The organism is Mycobacterium triplex, from assembly GCF_000689255.1.
GTDB classification, from domain to species: domain Bacteria; phylum Actinomycetota; class Actinomycetes; order Mycobacteriales; family Mycobacteriaceae; genus Mycobacterium; species Mycobacterium triplex.
The window spans coordinates 2,848,734-2,865,651 of the sequence record NZ_HG964446.1 but is presented as its reverse complement, the minus strand read 5'-3'; the positions used below and the strand labels follow the sequence as shown (position 1 = coordinate 2,865,651).

Annotated in this window: 16 protein-coding genes; 5 read left to right on the top strand and 11 right to left on the bottom strand. The window is 63.1% G+C overall.

The window, feature by feature from the left end; all coding sequences use genetic code 11:
- The first annotated feature begins 7 nt into the window (after window positions 1–7).
- Window positions 8–2,944, top strand: coding sequence for an MMPL/RND family transporter (locus tag BN973_RS13445; RefSeq protein WP_036468741.1), 2,937 nt, complete (start codon window positions 8–10; stop codon window positions 2,942–2,944).
- 78 nt (window positions 2,945–3,022) lie between these two features.
- On the opposite strand, the gene BN973_RS13440 is transcribed toward BN973_RS13445, so the two are convergent.
- Window positions 3,023–3,841, bottom strand: coding sequence for an FkbM family methyltransferase (locus BN973_RS13440; protein WP_036468740.1), 819 nt, complete (start codon window positions 3,839–3,841; stop codon window positions 3,023–3,025).
- A gap of 263 nt (window positions 3,842–4,104) precedes the next feature.
- Here BN973_RS13440 and BN973_RS13435 point away from each other — a divergent pair, with 263 nt between their 5' ends.
- The 3 genes from BN973_RS13435 to BN973_RS13425 are packed head-to-tail and all read left to right on the top strand — an operon-like array spanning window position 4,105 to window position 6,598.
- Window positions 4,105–5,052 carry a daunorubicin resistance protein DrrA family ABC transporter ATP-binding protein gene (locus tag BN973_RS13435; protein WP_036468739.1) on the top strand — a complete coding sequence of 316 codons (948 nt, stop codon included), beginning with the start codon at window positions 4,105–4,107 and terminating at the stop codon, window positions 5,050–5,052.
- Window positions 5,049–5,792 carry an ABC transporter permease gene (locus BN973_RS13430; protein ID WP_036468738.1) on the top strand — a complete coding sequence of 248 codons (744 nt, stop codon included), beginning with the start codon at window positions 5,049–5,051 and terminating at the stop codon, window positions 5,790–5,792. Before BN973_RS13435 ends, BN973_RS13430 begins: the two co-directional genes overlap by 4 nt.
- Before the next feature lie 32 nt (window positions 5,793–5,824).
- Entirely contained in the window at window positions 5,825–6,598 is a 774-nt protein-coding gene (locus BN973_RS13425) for an ABC transporter permease (protein ID WP_036468737.1), read from the top strand.
- Between the two features lie 54 nt (window positions 6,599–6,652).
- Here BN973_RS13425 and BN973_RS13420 read toward each other — a convergent pair whose 3' ends face one another.
- From BN973_RS13420 to gmd, 3 genes are all read right to left on the bottom strand, one after another.
- Complete coding sequence (locus tag BN973_RS13420) at window positions 6,653–7,501, bottom strand: class I SAM-dependent methyltransferase (RefSeq protein WP_036468736.1); 849 nt, start codon at window positions 7,499–7,501, stop codon at window positions 6,653–6,655.
- A 112-nt stretch (window positions 7,502–7,613) separates the two neighbouring features.
- Window positions 7,614–8,576, bottom strand: coding sequence for a GDP-L-fucose synthase family protein (locus BN973_RS13415; RefSeq protein WP_051641584.1), 963 nt, complete (start codon window positions 8,574–8,576; stop codon window positions 7,614–7,616).
- A gap of 8 nt (window positions 8,577–8,584) precedes the next feature.
- Entirely contained in the window at window positions 8,585–9,607 is a 1,023-nt protein-coding gene (gene gmd / locus BN973_RS13410) for a GDP-mannose 4,6-dehydratase (protein WP_036468734.1), read from the bottom strand.
- Window positions 9,608–9,853: 246 nt separating this feature from the next.
- On the opposite strand from gmd, the gene BN973_RS13405 reads away from it, so the two are divergent.
- Window positions 9,854–10,540 (top strand): FkbM family methyltransferase, encoded by a 687-nt coding sequence (locus BN973_RS13405; RefSeq protein WP_036472375.1) that lies wholly within the window; start codon window positions 9,854–9,856, stop codon window positions 10,538–10,540.
- Here BN973_RS13405 and BN973_RS13400 read toward each other — a convergent pair.
- Genes BN973_RS13400 through BN973_RS13370 form a run of 7 tightly spaced genes read right to left on the bottom strand, consistent with a single transcriptional unit; the run spans window position 10,535 to window position 16,765 of the window.
- Window positions 10,535–11,305 (bottom strand): FkbM family methyltransferase, encoded by a 771-nt coding sequence (locus BN973_RS13400; protein ID WP_051641244.1) that lies wholly within the window; start codon window positions 11,303–11,305, stop codon window positions 10,535–10,537. The two genes, BN973_RS13405 and BN973_RS13400, sit on opposite strands and share 6 nt — an antisense overlap.
- 55 nt (window positions 11,306–11,360) lie before the next feature.
- Window positions 11,361–12,149, bottom strand: a complete 789-nt coding sequence (locus tag BN973_RS13395) for a 6-hydroxymethylpterin diphosphokinase MptE-like protein (RefSeq protein WP_232232075.1) — start codon at window positions 12,147–12,149, stop codon at window positions 11,361–11,363.
- Window positions 12,146–13,465, bottom strand: a complete 1,320-nt coding sequence (locus BN973_RS13390; protein WP_084163385.1) for an acyltransferase family protein — start codon at window positions 13,463–13,465, stop codon at window positions 12,146–12,148. Before BN973_RS13390 ends, BN973_RS13395 begins: the two co-directional genes overlap by 4 nt.
- Window positions 13,462–14,184, bottom strand: a complete 723-nt coding sequence (locus BN973_RS13385) for an SDR family NAD(P)-dependent oxidoreductase (protein WP_036468730.1) — start codon at window positions 14,182–14,184, stop codon at window positions 13,462–13,464. The genes BN973_RS13390 and BN973_RS13385 overlap by 4 nt, the downstream gene beginning before the upstream one ends.
- Entirely contained in the window at window positions 14,181–15,113 is a 933-nt protein-coding gene (locus BN973_RS13380) for a phosphoglycerate dehydrogenase (protein ID WP_036468728.1), read from the bottom strand. Before BN973_RS13380 ends, BN973_RS13385 begins: the two co-directional genes overlap by 4 nt.
- Window positions 15,110–15,784, bottom strand: a complete 675-nt coding sequence (locus tag BN973_RS13375; protein ID WP_036468725.1) for an acylneuraminate cytidylyltransferase family protein — start codon at window positions 15,782–15,784, stop codon at window positions 15,110–15,112. The genes BN973_RS13380 and BN973_RS13375 overlap by 4 nt, the downstream gene beginning before the upstream one ends.
- Before the next feature lie 21 nt (window positions 15,785–15,805).
- Window positions 15,806–16,765, bottom strand: a complete 960-nt coding sequence (locus BN973_RS13370) for a glycosyltransferase family 2 protein (RefSeq protein WP_036468724.1) — start codon at window positions 16,763–16,765, stop codon at window positions 15,806–15,808.
- Window positions 16,766–16,918: the final 153 nt, after the last annotated feature.

The window sequence follows — 16,918 nt, the reverse complement described above, 5'->3', positions numbered from 1 at the left end:
GGCGCGGATGACCACGGAACCGATAGCCACCCAACGCGCCGAAACTCCGGTCCAGAAGCCATTCGTCGCCAGAACGCTGCGCAATTTGTCGGTGGTCTTCATCCTCGGCTGGATAGCGCTGACGCTGTTGGTGACCTTCGCGGTTCCGTCCCTTGAGCGGGTGGGCCGGGAGCACTCGGTGCCGTTGGCGCCGCAAGATGCGCCGGCGGTGCAGGCCATGATGCGGATGGGCAAGGTCTTCAAGGAGTCCGACTCGGACAGCTTCGTGATGTTGGTGCTCGAAGGGCAGAACGAGCTCGGAGACGGCGCGCACAAGTACTACGACAAATTGATGCGCCTGTTGAAGGCCGACACGAAACATGTTGAGCACGTTCAGGATTTGTGGGGCGATCGGCTCACCGCGGCGGGCGCACAAAGCGCCGACAGTAAGGCCGTGTACGTCCAGATGAACCTGGCCGGTAACCAGGGCACGACGCAGGGCCAAAACTCCATTGCTTCCGTCCGGGACATCATCGCGAAAAACCCGCCACCCCAGGGCATCAAGGCTTATGTCACCGGTCCGTCGGCACTGTTCTCGGACATGCAGGAGGCCGGTGACAGATCGATTCTGAAGATGACCGCGGTCGGCGCGGTGATCATTTTCGTGGTGTTGCTGTTCGTCTATCGGTCGATCATCACGGTGATCCTGTTGTTGATCACCGTCGGGGTCGAGGTGCTCGCGGCCAGGGGAATAGTCGCCTTCCTCGGCGACCACAGCCTCGTGCAACTGTCGACATTTGCCGTCAACCTGTTGGTGGCGCTCGCGATGGCGGCCGGAACCGACTACGGGATCTTCTTCTTCGGTCGGTACCAAGAGTCGCGTCAGGCCGGTGAGGACCGAGAAACCGCGTACTACAACACCTTCCGCGGGGTCGTCCCCGTTGTCTTGGGTTCCGGTTTGACGATCGCCGGAGCGATGTTGTGTCTGAGCTTCACCAGGATGCCCATCTTCCAGACCATGGGCGTGCCGTGCGCCATCGGCTTGGTCATTTCCGTCGTGATCGCGCTGACGCTGGTTCCGGCCGTCCTTACCGTCGGGGGCCGCTTCGGGCTGCTCGATCCCACGCGAGCCATCCGGTTCGGTCGGTGGCGGCGCATCGGCACGGCAATCGTCCGCTGGCCGGTGCCCATCCTCGTCGCGACCATCGCCGTCGCGCTGGTCGGATTGGTCACCCTGCCGGGTTATCAGACCAGCTACAACAACCGGCTCTACATGCCCGACGACATCCCGGCGAACATCGGCTATGCCGCCGCCGACCGGCACTTCTCCCAGGCGCGGATGCTGCCGGAAATTCTGATGATCGAATCCGATCACGACATGCGCAATCCGGCCGATTTCATCGTGCTGCACCGGCTGGCCAGGGCCATTTTCAAAATTCCCGGAATTGCCCGGGTTCAGGGCATAACCCGGCCCGAGGGGACGCCGATCGAGCACACCTCGATCCCCTTCATGCTGGCCATGCAGAACTCGGCCCAGTCACAAAACATCAAATACATGAAGGCTCGCATGGACGACATGCTCGAGCAGGTCCGCATCATGGACATCCAGATCGCGTCGATGAAGCGCCTTTACGAACTTCAGAAGCAACTCACCGCTCTAACCCACGAGTCGATCACCAAGACCTACGACATGACCCAACTCTTGTATGAGTTGAGAAATCACTTCGCGGACTTTGAAGATTTCCTCAGACCGATCAAGAGCTATTTCTACTGGGAAAAGCACTGCTTCGATATCCCCATCTGCTGGGCCTTGAGGTCGATCTTTGACACTCTCGACGGGGTCGACGAGCTGAGCGACAAACTCGGGGACCTGCTGATCGATCTCCACAAGATGGATGTGCTGCTGCCGCAACTACTCGAGCAGTACCCGCAGCTGCTCGCGTCTATGCAGTTTTTCAAGACGACGACGCTGACGATGCACAGCACGATGTCCGGGATCATCGGCCAGGTCAACGTCGACAACAAAGACGCGACCACGATGGGTCAGGCGTTCGACAACTCGAAGAACGACGATTCCTTCTATCTGCCGCCGGAGATCTTCAAAAACGCGGACTTCCAGAAGGCAATGAATCAGTTCTTGTCACCCGACGGGAAAGCGGCGCGGTTCATCATTTCCCACAAGGGCGACCCGGCGACCCCCGAAAGTGTGGACCGGGTCGACAAGATCAAGACGGCGGCCGAAGAGGCACTCAAGACGACGCCGCTGGAAGACGCCAAGATCTATCTGGCCGGCACCGCGTCGACCTTCAAGGACTTCAAAGACGGGTCGAAATTCGATCTGTTGATCGCGGGAATAGGCGCGCTCTGCCTGATTTTCACGATCATGCTCATCATCACGCGAAGTTTCGTGGCCGCGCTGGTGATCGTCGGCACGGTGGCACTTTCGCTGGGCTCATCGTTCGGGCTTTCGGTGCTGATCTGGCAGTACATTCTGGGCATCAAGCTGTATTGGATGGTCCTGCCGATGTCGGTGATCGTGCTACTAGCCGTGGGATCTGACTACAACCTGCTGCTGGTATCCCGGATGAAAGAAGAAATAGGCGCGGGTATCAACACCGGCATCATTCGGGCAATGGGCGGCACCGGCAAGGTCGTGACCAACGCCGGTCTGGTGTTCGCTTTCACGATGGCCTCGATGGCGACCAGCGACTTGCGCATCATCGGTCAGGTCGGTACGACGATCGGCCTGGGTCTGTTGTTCGACACGTTGATCGTGCGCTCGTTCATGACGCCTACCATCGCCGCTATCCTCGGACGTTGGTTCTGGTGGCCGCAGGTGGTTCGTCCGCGCCCGGCCAGTTCAATGCTGCGGCCGGAAGGTCCGCGTCCGCTGGTGCGCGCTTTGCTGGGCCAGGAGCACCCGGACGACGCGCCCACGGCCGAGATCCCCAGGCAGTCGGTCTAGCCTGAATCATCTTGGCCTACAGGGTCATTCGAGTCGACCAGGCAGAGCTCGCGACCCGGCGTGGTTCAGACGCGGTCACTAGAACCACTGCTGCCCGGCCGATTCGGGGCCTAGGGGAAAGCGCAGCACGTTGGGCACTTCGGCCGTGAGCGGCTCACGCGTGAACAGCAGATCGGCGCCCGTGTAGACCTCGTTGACCACCGCGACGTATCTGAAGCCGTAGTGCTCGGCCGCAGGCAGAATACGTTGCACCCCCTCGAGATCGAGCCAAGTCACCTCGAGGAAGAGATACTGCACGCTCTGCAGTGAGGCTCGGGCGCCGCGCAGCACGGCGCCTTCGAGTCCTTGTACGTCGACCTTGAGTACATCGAGCGGAGGGATCGCGTGTTCGGCCATGAACGAATCAACCGACACGCACCGAATCGTCTCCTCCTCGATCTTGGTGGAATCGAGGAACGCTGTGACGGCGGAGATTTGGAGGCTGTTGGTCTGCTGCGACTGGGGATTCACGTAGAGTGTGGCGACCTCATCCCGCTCGCCCACCCCCAATTCGTGCACCGTGATGTTGGGTGCCGCGCAGTTGAGCGCGAGGATCGGTTGCAGCCCCTTGGCCGGCTCGAAGGCGTGGATGGTTGCCTCTGGAAACTTCCGGGCGCACAGCGCCGCGAAGATCCCGCAATTTGCACCCACGTCGAATATCGACCTGGCGTCGCTGAGCAACCCGACCATCCGCACCAGCTTCGACATCGAGTTGCGCGCGTGATACAGCGCGGTCGGCTCGGAGTTCAGATAGTAAGTTTCCCCATCGACCTTGATACGCAGCGGTTTTCCGCGTCGATTCAGCGAACGAAGCCTCAGCACATCGACCAACGCATTCGCATGATCGAGAAATTGCATCGTCCCTCCAACCGATTCCGCGTCACTTGAGGATAGAGCCCGAAGGCATCACGGTCCGGCGATCCGCTTTCCCAGGCGACGCAGTTCAGCCTTGCAGACCGCCAGCGCACCTGCCGCATCACCAAAGTTGCTCTGAGGGTGCACTTTCCCGTCACCCCATCCCCGCTGTCGCCGCAGCGCAGCAGGCCCGCAGCGCTCCCCGATGGTGTCATGTCCGGCTATTACGGCCAACTACCGGCACCCACCATGAAATACTCCCTTGTGTGAGCCCGCATGCAATAGAGGTTGATGGCCTGACGAAGACTTTCGGAAACGCCACGCCCGCGCTGCGTGGCGTGAGTTTCTCCGTTCCGACCGGGACGGTGTGCGGCGTGCTCGGGCACAACGGCGCCGGCAAGACGACCACCATCAACATCTTGTCGACGCTGATCCGCCCGGACGCGGGCCGCGCGCGCGTCAACGGCTACGACATCCTCAGCGAGCCCGCCCAGGTGCGTGCCAGCATCGGCATGGCCGGGCAGTTCAGCGCGATGGACCCGCTGCTCAACGGCTGGGAGAACCTGGTGCTGTTCGGCCGGCTGCGCGGGCTGGGCCGCAAGCAGGCGAAGGCCCGCGCCGACGAGCTGATCGAGCAATTCGAACTCACCGACGCCGCTCACCGCAGGGCGTCCACGTACTCCGGGGGCATGCGGCGGCGCGTCGACCTCGCCATCGCGCTGGTGGTGCTGCCCGAAGTGCTGTTCCTCGACGAGCCAACCATCGGACTGGACCCGCGCAGTCGCCGCGCCTTGTGGTCTCTGGTCAGCTCGATGGCCCTGCAGGGCGTTACCGTCCTGCTGACCACGCAATATCTGGAAGAAGCCGACCTGCTCAGCGACTCGGTCGTCGTGATCGACCAAGGCCAGGTAATCGCCAGCGGCACCGCCGAGGAGCTCAAGCGCCGGGCGGGTGCGGGCTACTGCCAGGTCACCCCGGCCAATCCGGCCGACCTCACCCAAGTCGCGGCGGCGTTGACCGGCCTGCACGGAATCGACGTCGACGCCGACACGAACTCGGTGTCGGTGCTGGCACCCGACGGAGTCGCCACCCTCAGCGAGGTGTTCCGCCGCGTCGACGCGCTCGGCATCGAGCTGATGGACATCTCGCTGCGCAAACCGTCCTTGGACGAAGCGTTCCTGCACATCACCGAACGCACCGTCACCCAATCATGAGCGCCCTGGGGGCCCTGACCGAACGTTCGCTGATGGGCGCGGCCCGCGACGGCGGGCTGATATTCGAGGTGCTCTCCCCCGTCGCATACCTGGCCGGCTTCAGCGTGGCACTGCACGGCCTGGTCGACACCGGTCACATCAGTTATTCGCAGTATTTGGTACCCGCGGTGGTCGTCCAGTCGGTCGTATTCGTCGGATTGCTGACCGCGGACCGCGCGGCGCGTGACCGCCTGACCGCGGTCGGCGAACGCTTCGCGACGCTGCCGATCTCTACGGCTGCCCCCGTGATCGCCCGCATTGTGGCCACCCTGATGCGGGCCGCGATGGCACTCGCCGTGGCGATCGTCGCGGGCTACGGGTTCGGGTTCCGGATGACCGGCGGGCTGGGCTATGGGCTGGCCTTCGTGTCGATGGCGCTGCTGCTGTGCCTGGCCGTTGCTCTGGGCGCTGACGCGCTGGGGTCGGGTGCGAGCAGTTTGCAGGCCGTCACCCCGCTGCTGTTCGTCCCGCAGGTGCTGCTGTTCATGTTGTCCACCGGAATAGCGCCCGAGAAGACCTTTCCCGGCTGGCTGCGGCCGTATGTGCGCGACCAGCCCGTGTCTCAGGCCGCCGAAACACTGCGCGGCCTCGCCACCGGGCATGTGCCGACCGGCAACCTGACGGCCTGCCTGGCCTGGTGCATCGGCATGGTGCTGGTCTTCGGCACGATCACGCTGAAGCTGCAAAGGCGGACCAAGTGACACCACTCCACCAAGCGACCCGCCCCTCCGCGATGCAAGGCTCACTGCTGACCCAGAGCTGGGTGCAGGCCGCGCAGCTGCTCACCCGCTGGCGACGCGATCAGGGAGTGCTGATGGGGTCGCTGATGCTCCCTATCTTCCTGCTGGTCGTCTACGAGGTGGTGTTGGGCGCACAAGTGCGCCGGGTCACCGGTGTCGACAGTGTGTACGGCCTTGTCCCGTTGTGCACCATATTGTCCGCGGTGTTCGGCGCGCTGGGTGGTGCGGTCGGCATTCAGATGGAGCGCGATTGGCACCTGCTCAGCCGGATGTGGGTGATGCCGATACACCGGGCCAGCGCCCTGATCGGTCGGCTGACCGCGGAGGCGGTGCGGGCGTCGGTCGGGACGGTGCTGATCACGGCCATCGGTGTGGGACTGGGTCTGCGCTTCGCTCATGGCTGGGCTACGGCACTGCTGTTCATCCTGATCCCGTCGGTAGCGGCGCTGGGATACACGGCCGTCGTGCTGGCGGTGGCAATCCGCAGCAACGGCCGCACCATCATGACCTGGCTGGTGGCCGCAACCGTCTCGCTGGCATTCCTCAACCCGGGCACCACCCCGATCAACCAGTTCCCCGAGTGGCTTCGACCGCTGGTCCACCTACAACCGATGTCCGCGCCCATCGAGGCGATGGGCGCGCTGGCTCGCGGCGGACCGCTTTTGTGGCCCATGACGTTGACACTGCTCTGGACGGGGACGCTGCTGGTGGTGTTCGTTCCGATGGCCGTGCGTGGCTACCGGCACGCCGCCGAATCCGGCACGTAACGCGTTACTGCGATTCAGCAGATGCCAAAGGTGTTGCGCTAGCGCAGCGTTGGTTTACCCGGTTTTGATGCCGATGAAGGTGCCGCGAAGATCCGTTTGGTAGCGACGGCCAAGCAGATTCTCCGCGATGGTGGGTTTCAAGTTGTCGAATTGCTCCATGACGAGATCGAATCCCGCGTCGTGCATGGCCTGCAGGAGGTGCTCACGCTGGACCCAGAATGACTTTCGGTTGTCCCACGAGGCCCATCTGTTGGAGTCCCGCTTGGCGAATGACCCCTTGGTCGGGAACTCCGTGAACCACCGTCCGCCAAGGCCTTCGTTCTCGGCGGGCGCCGAGAGGATGAATCTGGTCTTGACCTGGCGCCTCAGCAGCCGGTCGGCGAGCCATGGCAGCCCGGTCGACACCCGGAAAATTCGGTCTCGTCTGCTGACCAGCGCGAAATTCGTCTGAAGAATCAGAAGCTTTTTCGTCACCGCCGACAACGTGTGCAGGTATTCCTTCGGCCGCTCTAGGTGGTAGAACAGCCCACAGCAGAAGACCACATCAAAAAGCCCGTGGTCAGCGATGTTCAGCGCGTTGTCCTGGACGAATTCCAGCCGGGGCAGGTCGACCTTCGATTTCACGTAGTTGCAGGCGGCGATGTTCAAGTCGCGCACCTCGATCCCGAGTACCTGGAACCCCATGCGGGCGAACTCGACGGCGTATCCGCCTTCCAGACAACCGACATCCGCCAAGCGGAATTGACTCTTGTCCCCGGGAAACACGGTCTCCAGAAGTCCGCGCGACGATTTGAACCACGAGAGGTCCACCATCGAATGCGGCGAGTCGGGCATCGTGTACGTTCCGTCATCGAGGCGGATGTTGTGCGCGGTGAATACCGCTGCGGTCTCGGTCTTTTCCACTACCGTGTCACCCTCACGTGCATTGTGCGCTTCCGTCCTTGTGGTGTCCGACGTCCGCGAACAGCGTCGTCGCTAAACCAAATCACTTCTTCGGAGCCGCCGCAATCCGCGATCATTGCCGCGCCGCGTCGGCGTTGGCGCGATACCAGGCAACCGTGGCCTCGATGCCGTCTCGCAGCGCGATCTTGGACTGCCAGCCCGCCTGCCGGAGGATGGAAACATCCAGCAGTTTGCGCGGCGTGCCGTCCGGTTTGCTTGGGTCCCAGCGCGTTTCGCCGCCGTAGCCGACGGCCGCGGCGACCATGTCGGCGATCTCGCTGATGGTGTGGTCGACGCCGGTACCAACGTTGACGTGAGTCGGACCGTCGAAGTGTTCCAGCAGATGCAGGCACGCGGCGGCCAGGTCGTCGACGTGCAGCAGCTCTCGCTGCGGCGTGCCGGTCCCCCAGTTGGTCACTTCCGGCGCGCCACTGGCCTTGGCCTCCTCGTAGCGGCGGATCAGCGCCGGCAGCAGATGCGAACCCGATGGGGAGAAGTTGTCACCGGGGCCGTAGAGGTTGGTCGGCATCGCCGAAATCCAGGACAGGCCATATTGGCGCCGAACCGCCTGCACCTGAAGGATGCCGGCGATCTTGGCGATCGCGTAGGCGTCGTTTGTCGGCTCCAGCAAGCCGGTGAGCAGCGCGCTCTCCGGGATGGGCTGCGGAGCGAATTTCGGGTAGATGCACGACGAGCCGAGGAACAGCAGCCGCGGTACCCGCGCGGCCACCGCTGCGTCGAGCAGGTTGACCTGGATCTGCAGGTTCTCGGACAGGAAGTCGGCGGGATAAGTGTTGTTGGCCATGATGCCGCCGACGCGCGCGGCGGCGTCGATGACCACCTGCGGTCGGGACTCCAGGATGAAGTCGAACGTCGCCGCCCGGTCCGTCAGGTCGAGTTGATCGTGGGACCGCACAACAAGATTGGTGAATCCTTCGGCCTCGAATTTGCGCAACAGCGCGGACCCGACGAGCCCGCGGTGCCCGGCGATGTACACCGGCAAGGCGCGGTCGAGGACGCCGATCGGCGAATTCATGCTCGCGCTCAGCTCCAACCGGGCAGCGTCGGCTTGTCGATCCAGGGTCGGCCGTCGCACTCCAATGCGGCGACGTCCGCGTCCACCATGATTCGCGCCAACTCGCCGGTGTGTACGGACGCCTTCCAGCCCAGCGTTTGGGCGGCCTTGGTGGCGTCGCCGATCAGTGAATCCACCTCGGTGGGCCGCAGATAACGGTCGTCGAATTTCACGTGCTTCTGCCAGTCCAGCCCCGCGTGCTCGAAGGCGGTCTGGGCGAAGTCGCGCACGGAGTAACCGCGACCGGTCGACAACACGAAGTCCTCGGGCTCGGCGGCCTGCAGCATGCGCCACATCCCTTCGACATATTCGGGCGCGTACCCCCAGTCGCGAACGGCGTCGAGGTTACCCAGGTAGACGTCCGCCTGGACGCCGGCTTTGATGCGCGCCACCGCTCGAGTGATCTTTCTGGTCACGAATGTCTCACCACGCCTTGGAGATTCGTGGTTGAACAAGATGCCGTTGACCGCGAACAACCCATAGGCCTCCCGATAGTTGCGGGTGGCCCAGTAGGAGTACACCTTCGCCGCGCCGTACGGTGACCGCGGATAGAACGGTGTCGCCTCGTTCTGGGGAGGTGGCGATGCACCGAACATCTCCGACGAGGACGCTTGGTAGAAGCGGCAGTCCACGCGCGACAGCCGGACGGCCTCGAGCAGCCGGATCGATCCCATGCCGGTGGTGTCGCCGGTGTGCACCGGTTCGTCGAAGCTGACCCGCACATGTGACTGCGCCGCAAGGTTGTACACCTCGTCGGGGTCGATGGTGCTCAGCAAGGTCACCAAGCGGGTTCCGTCGGTGAGGTCGCCGTAGTGCAAGAACAGCCGCGCGTCAGGTTGGTGAGGGTCGACATAGAGGTGATCGATGCGCGACGTGTTGAACGTCGAGGCCCGGCGGATGAGACCGTGCACCTCATAACCCTTGGCCAGCAACAGTTCGGCAAGGTACGAGCCGTCCTGTCCGGTGATCCCGGTTATCAGTGCCCGTTTCACAGAAGATTCCCGCCTCTATCGGTTCATTTGCTGGGACGTCGTTTGCTTCATCGTAGATGCCGAGCACAAGCACTTTGCAGACTGGGCCGCGCTGAGAGCACCTCGGACTTCCGCCCTAAACGGTAGAGTGCAGGCCGTGCGAATTTCCGGGAGGCGACGGCTCAAGTGAAATCGATTCGACAGGTTGCAGCGGGCGTAAAAACGCGCGTCAACGAGTATTTCTACAAGCGCCAACTGCCTATGGTGGTGACGCTGACTGATTTCGAAACCGCAGGTGTGCGATTCGAGATCAGCAATCTGGTGGAGACCTTCCGGGTCCTCGAGCACGGCGGAGAGACCGAATACACCGGCGCGATGCTCCAAGATCTTCGGAACGACGACGTTTTATTCGACATCGGTGCAAATATCGGCATGGTGGCGCTGCACGCCGCGAAGATTTGTCGCACAGTGGCTTTTGAACCCGATCCCGCTATCCAGCGTCGACTCAAAGTCAATAGTGCGCTCAACCCCGATCGCGCGTTCACCCTCGAACCAATCGCCATCAGCGACACCGACGGCAGCGTTGTTCTCTACACCGACGGCGACGACGGAAACAGCCCGAGCCTCGTGCACCAGCGCGGAGAAAGCGGCAGCGTAACCGTCACGGCACGAACGCTGGACAGCCTGTGCGCCGAGGGACGGTTGCCGCACCCGACGGTGCTCAAGCTGGATGTCGAGGGCGCCGAGATTTTGGCCTTGCGTGGCGCGCAACAGCTGTTGACCGGACCGCGACGACCGCGGGCCCTGTTCATCGAAGTCCACGACACATTCCTGCCGGGCTTCGGATCGTCCGCGGACGAGGTCAACAAGATGCTCGAAGACCTCGGTTACACCAACGCCGTCTACCGGGCCGAGCGATGGGACCAGACGCACCTGATCCTGCACGCCTCATGACTCGGCCCACCGCCGGATGCGCATCCGTCTGACCGCGGATTCGCCTGCGCGCTCAACGGATTCAAGCAGGGACGGCTCGACCGCGATGAGGTTGCCCCAGCTGTCGGGGCCAAGCTCCGTCGGGTAGCGCGCAAAACGGCGCCAGGTGTGCCGGACACCGTACTCGGTAATCGGCTCCCACTCGGAAACCAGCACCGCGTACCCACGCTCCTGGACGAAACGAGCGATGTCGTGCACATCGTGGCCAAGCCGGGTGGTCTTGTTGTCCTCGAACTCGCACACCACCGCCGTGGGATGCAAAGTGTCCCAAGGGAATGTACGCAGAGCGAACAGGTCGTAGCCTTCGGTGTCGATCTTCAAGAAATCGACCTGCTTGATGCCCTGCTCCCGAATGTAGGTGTCAAGCCGCACGGTGCGGACCGTCGTGGTCGCCTCGTGCGTTGCGTGGAACGGCGACAGCGTGCTGATGCCCGACGATACGTCGCTGGTGAACAGCGACACCTCGTCGCCGTCTTTCTCTGCGACCGCGCGCGGGTCGATGGTGATGTTGGGAAACCGGTTCGACAGGATCGCACGGTTGGCCGGATCGGGCTCGAACGCGTGAACCGTCCACTTACGCACCAAAAACGGTGCTGCGGAATAGCCTTGGTGTGCCCCGACATCGAGCATCGTCCCGGGCGCCGCGCCGATGACGTGATACACAATCCCGACCTCGTCGAGGTCCCACGGCGGCAATATCCGGCGCGCCAGTGATTTCAGAACCATCTCTCCACCTGCCTGCCGATAGGGTGTGCATTGGGTCTTTCGGGAGTCCCGATTGTCACTTGGCCAGCGCTTCCTCGAGAGACCGCTTGGGAAATATCGTCAACGCGCCATCGACGGTCGCGTCCACGATCCGCCGCCCGTCGGCCTCGAATGCCTGTCGGGCCAACCGATATGCCACCTCGGAATTCTCCAGGTCTGGCAGTTGCCACTTGAAGCCCTTCGGGAAATAGCGCGGGTCGAAATGGCTCGCGTCCGGTCCGGTGGACTCGACGAGTTGGTTGGGCGTTCCACTGACGGCGAAGCGGTGGTCGACGCCGATCAGCACGACCTCCGAAAATCCCATGTAATACGCGAGTTGCATCGCCACGTAAGTGACCGTGTAGCCCTCCCAGACTCCGCGGCTTGCGTCGGGCGAGAAGTACGGCCACAGCCCGACGATGGTGTTCAGGAAGGCGGTGTTGGTTGCGCCGTCCAAGAAGTCGCGGTTGGGGGCCGTCGTGAACAGCGGCGCGTTGATCTTCCGGAAATCGTCCGCGCACTGCTCGACCACGTGCCGGTTGATGACGACGTGGTAGGTGGTCTCGAAGCCGAGTTCGTCGAACATCAAATAGATGCGATTGAGGCCGAAGGTGCACTCGTCGCGCAGCAGGCTCATGTCGGTATTGCGAAGACTGGGGCCGTTACCGATGATCACGCAGCGTTCGCGGGCATGGGTGTTGCGGAACCGGCGTATGAAAGCGGAGTTGGCGCGACCGGCAGAGGTCAGGGTGTCGTTCAGCCACGTTTGGGTGCTGGCGATGGAACGGGTGAGTATGCGGGCCGAGCGGTCACCGAACGAACTCACTGCTTTGCGTCTCCCATCATGTCTCGGGTGCTGCGCGCCTCGGGTGCCTGCTTGCCCGACCTCCGCCACGGTGGGCGATTCTTGTAGCTCATTGCCGGCTTTTCGATCAGGAACCAACTGAGGCTCGCCACCACGTATGTTGCCAGGTAAGTCAGCAGCAGGTAGGTGAGCCAGTTCCAAAACCCGGTGCCATCACCGAACACGCGATGCAGGCCCAAGCACACGGACACGTTGAGCATCAGTGTGCCGTAGATGTAGATACCGTACGAACGGTCGTTGACCGCATTCACCTTGGTGATACGCAATCGCATGCCGAGATACAGTGTCGCGTAAGCCAATGGGATGGGCGCAACCGCATAGAAGACGCCGCCCGAGTACGCCGGCGTGAACGTTCCGACTATCGTGGCGGCCACGATGACGGCGAGCGACAGGGCAAAGAGTTGGCCCTTGACCGGGATCGACGTGCGATAGATGTAGAACAGCGTTCCCGCAAAGAAGAACGTGAATAGCCGCATGCCCGAGGTCACCGCGACGGACGTCTGTAATCCGGGGTGCGAGAAAATCTCCACGGCAAATTCCGCCCAACAAGCCACGAATACCGCCACGACCAACCATCCCCGCTTGAATGCGCCGAGGACGCCGAGGACGCCGAGAAGCAGATACGCCCGAAGTTCCCAGGGTAGGGTCCACAGCGCCCCGTTCACCGATGGGTACGGGTTGTTGGTGAACATCCCCGGAATCGTGTCGATGATGCCCGTGATGAGCGGGGCGTTGAATCCGACGTACGTCGGGTCGACCCCGGACCCGAAGATCGGCGCCAGTACAAAACCCGTCACGGCAATGCACACCCAGTATGCCGGGTAGATCCGCAGGAATCGGTGCCAAGCGTAGACGCGCCAGTCCGCGGTGCGTTCGAAACTCGCCGCGATGAGAAAGCCGCTCAGGACGAAGAAGATATCGACGGGAAAACGTCCTGTCGCGACTTGGTTGTGCGTCAGCTTCATCAACGGATCGGAGCTGCCGAATCCGCCGAAGGGGATGGAGTGGCCGACAATCACAAGTGACGCGGCAACTAATCGAAGAAATCCGATGCTATTCGTCCTGCCCACAGCAGCAAAGGTGGTCATAGCGGGTGCCTCTTCCGTGTAACCCCCGGCGTAGGACCCTAGCAGGACGCTTCCAGCAACCGCGGCCTTTTTGTGGCGTTCGACATCACCCGTTCTTGATGTGTTTCGTACAGCAAAATCCGTGCTGAGCAGTGCTGCACCCGGCCGTTTATACGACGCCGCGACGACGGCGGCGTCGTCCTCACTCATTCCGATCCCAGTCGCGCCGTTGCCCCACCGTCGACGACCAACACCGATCCGGTGATGAAGCGGGCATCATCGCCGATCAAGAACGACACCGCCCCGGCGACATCGTCCGGCTCCCCGATGCGCTGCAGCGCGGTGCGCTGGCGCAGCAACTCCTTGCGCTCCTCGGCGGTTTCTCCCCAGCGCGCGAACCCCTCGCGAAGCTTCGCGGTGTCGATCGCCCCCGGGGCGATCGCGTTGACCCGGATGCCCGGGGCGAGGTCCATGGCCGCCGAACGCACCCAGCCCTCCAGCGCCGCCTTCGTCGTGGCGTACGCCGTGATGCCGCCCGTCGTCGCGCGACCGTGGACGCTGCTGATCACGACGACCGAGCCATCGTTGGCGGCCAGGCTTTCACGTGTCCCCGCGACCAACGCATCCACGGCAAGGACGTTGACACGCAGCGCGTTCGCCCATTCGTCGAACGGTGTATCACCCGCTCCGGCAATGGGTTGCACGGCGCCGTTGTGCACGATGGCCTTCAGCTCGTGGTCCCTGGCCAGGTCCCTGCCCAGTTCCACCAGCAGCTCGGACTCGCTGAGGTCGACCTGAAGGTAGATATCGGCGGCCGGGGCGGCGTTGCGGTCGATCCCGATCGCAAGGTATCCGTCTTTGCGCACGCGCTCGCACAGCGCCGTGCCGATCCCGCCGGCAGCGCCGGTCACAATGATCGCGCCGGTCACCGCGTCAGCTCCTCGATCAGGAAGTCAACGGCCGCGTTGCTGGCCCGCACCACACCCTCGCGGGTGTTCGAACCGTTGTGCGCGCCCAGCACAACGTTAGGCAACGTGCGCAGCTCGCTGTCCAGCGGCAGCGGCTCGACCTCGAACACGTCGAGCGCCGCTCCGGCCAGCCGGCCGCCCTTGAGGGCCGCGATGAGGTCCTGCTCCGCCACGACGGGGCCCCGGGCCACGTTCACCAGGTAGGCATCCGGTCTCGCCAGGGCGAGGCGTTCAGCGTTGATCAGATGGAAGGTCTCCGGCGTCAGCGGACACGCCAGGATGATGAAACGGCTTATCGCCAAGAGCTTCTCGAGGTCGACGATCGGCACGTCGGTTTGCCCGGTGATGAAGGGATCGTAAGCGACGACATCCATGTCGAAACCCTTTGCGCGCTTGGCGATCTCGCGGCCGATCACACCGAAGCCCACGATACCGAGCTGCGCGCCGGCAAGTGTGATGCCCTCCGACTTGGGCCACTCACCGCGACGGACGGCCGCGTCGACCTCGATGTAGCCGCGGACCAGATTCAAGATGTAGCCGAACGCCGAGTCCGCGACTTCCCGACCGAAGACTCCCGGGGTGTTCCGCACCGTCACCCCGTGGTTTCGGGCAGCGTCGTGATCGACGGAGTCCATGCCGATCCCCCAGCGGATCACCGTCTTGAGCTTGGGGGCGCCGTCGAAAAAAGTGCGGTCAAGCTCGTCGTCGCCGGCGATGATTCCCACCAGCCGATCGCCGCCGTACGCGAGTAGCTCCGCAGCGGTGAACTGTTGGCGCCCAGCGAGATCCGGCGCGACAACCTCGTAGCCGAGTTTCTCGATGCGGTCCCGGTGTTGCGGGAGTTCGACCTGCATCTGCCGGCATGTCACCAGGATCAGCGGAACACTCATGTGCTGATCTCGGTGCGCTCGGCGATGGCGGCGGCCAGTGCGAAGTCCTCTTCGATGTCGATGTCAACGGCCTCCAGCGACGTCATTTCCACCATCAGCGGGCGGGCACCGATACGAGTGCCCTTCTCCCGCAACAGCTCCGGAGTAAAGATGAAGAAACAGGAGTTCTCGATGTACAGCGGTGCCAGATCCTGGGTCCGTAGCAGTACCGCCGGATCATGATTCACCGGCCGCGTCTCGGCGTCCCACAACCGCGCCTGCAGGCGCGTGACACTGAACACCGAGTCGAACTCGTTGTCGGGCGCGCTGAACAACTTCAGTGCGGCAGACACGGTGTCGGCCTTGAGAAATGGGTTCGTCGAGTGGGTCTGCAGCACCACATCGGCGGTTACCTGGTCGAGCGTATTGAGCAGCACATCGTTCATCGCGATGCTGCCGTCGCGTAAGTGCTCGGGCCGCAGCAGCACCTGCACCTGCGGGAAGTGCTCGGCGCAGTCGTTGATGATGAAGTCGCTGTCGGTATCGATCACGACGAGATCGATCTGGGGCACCGCGACCAACATCCGGACGACGTGGTGGTACAGCGGAATGCCGGCAAGCAAGCGGTAGTTCTTTCCGGGCACGCGCTCACTGTTGTGGCGCATCGGTACGACGGCGACGGTGCGGCTCATTGCTGCCTAACGGTGGGTGATTCAGGAGTCTTCGGTGTAGACGATCTTGCGGCCCGGGGCGGGCGGGACCTCATTGCTCTGCGTTTCGGCCGGATAGTAGAAGCGTTCCAACAACCGCGCAGATACGTGATCCGGCTCGCGGAAGCCCTGCCACGCCCCGATGAACTGCGCGAACCGAAACTGCGGGATGCTCAGCGCGTTGCTGCGCAACAGATTCGCCTTGATCGCGTCCCGGTAGTCGCTCGCGATGTTCGATAGAGCGAGCCCCAGGGCCCGCTGCAGGGACATGTCCGACCCCTTGACGATGCGGGCGTAGGCCATTGCCTCGCGCCGATAACGGTTTCGGATGGTGCTCCAGGTTTCCTCGTGCACATGGACCACCGGCGCATCCGCGACATAGGCGATCTTGTATCCCCGGTCGAGGGCCTTCTTGGCGAAGTCGAGGTCTTCGAGGCCGGTGAGCGTCTCGTCGTAAGGGTTGTCCTGCCACACCGATTTCAGTACCGCGGCGTTAGCGTTGTTGCTGAACGGGTGGCCCTGGTCCCAGATGTTCTGGTTCGGAAACCATTTCAGCATGACTCGCGATTCGGAGAACTTGGTTCGCTCGTCGCCGACCTGCCGGCCGTAAGCGATGGCCACCCCGTCGCGTTCGAACGCACCGACGATGTGCTCCACGTAGGTGTTGTAGACGGGATAGACATGCGCCGAGGCGAACAACAGGATGTCGCCGGTCGCTGCCGCGCAGCCTCTATTTAGCGCACGCCCAAAAGAGAACTCGCTCTTGGCGATGCGCACGATGGTGCAGCCGGCGGCCTCGGCGATCGCGACGGTGTCGTCGGTGGAACCCGAATCGACCAGGATGATCTCGTCGAGCTTGACGGTCTGCTGCTCGAGTCCCTTCAGCAACCGGCCGATGTGCTTGCCTTCGTTCAAGGCGCGGATGACCGCCGATACCCGGCGTGGCGATTGGTTCTCACTCATCGCTCGCGAGCCTGCCCCATCTCGGTCGACTGTGTGTCTTCTCGGGTGACGAAATCGCCGTTCCCTGAGGTGCTGTCGAGGCCGGACCACACCGAAGGCCGAGCGGGGGCACGTCCCCTGTTGCGGCGCCCGCAACTCTTGCGAAATCCTCCT